Here is a 491-nt window from a genome sequence, read left to right as displayed (position 1 = left end):
GGATCGCCGTCGAACGGCGACTTGCCCGGAAGAAACGGCACTGCACCGCAGTTGGGCGTGTTGTCGAACTTGTCGTTGCAGGTCTGAATGAGCTGGTCACAGCCAGGGAACGCGACAGCCCGAGTACCAGGAGCCAACAGCGAGGTGCCACCCACCAGGACCAGGCGGTTGCCGGTGTGCAGCTGGATACCACGCTGCTCGATCACTCCCTGGCCGCTGTCCCACTCGACGTAGCCTCCGCGGAACCAAGCATCGGGGTAGCCGCCGATCGCGTTGCCGGCCCCCGTCACGCTGTTGCCATCACGCAACTCGACTGTGAACGGCACGCGGTATTGCTCGCGGTCTGCCCGGCAGTTGTGATCGAACACCGTGTAAGGGCACTCACGTCCCCATGCGAGGCTGATCGATGTACGCGGTTCGGTGCCGAGCAGCCGGCACTTGATCTGCACCCGGCTGTCGGCCGGCCAGTTCACCTCGTCGATCCTGCCCAT

At 64.6% G+C, this 491-nt stretch carries 1 protein-coding gene; it reads right to left on the bottom strand.

Annotation, left to right across the window (positions count from 1 at the left end):
* A partial coding sequence (locus tag HMPREF2924_RS11930) for a phage BR0599 family protein (RefSeq protein ID WP_070700493.1) occupies nt 1-491 on the bottom strand: 491 nt, incomplete at both ends.

The organism is Pseudomonas sp. HMSC063H08 (genome assembly GCF_001813645.1).
GTDB lineage: Bacteria > Pseudomonadota > Gammaproteobacteria > Pseudomonadales > Pseudomonadaceae > Pseudomonas > Pseudomonas aeruginosa.
This window is presented reverse-complemented; position numbering and strand designations above follow the sequence as displayed.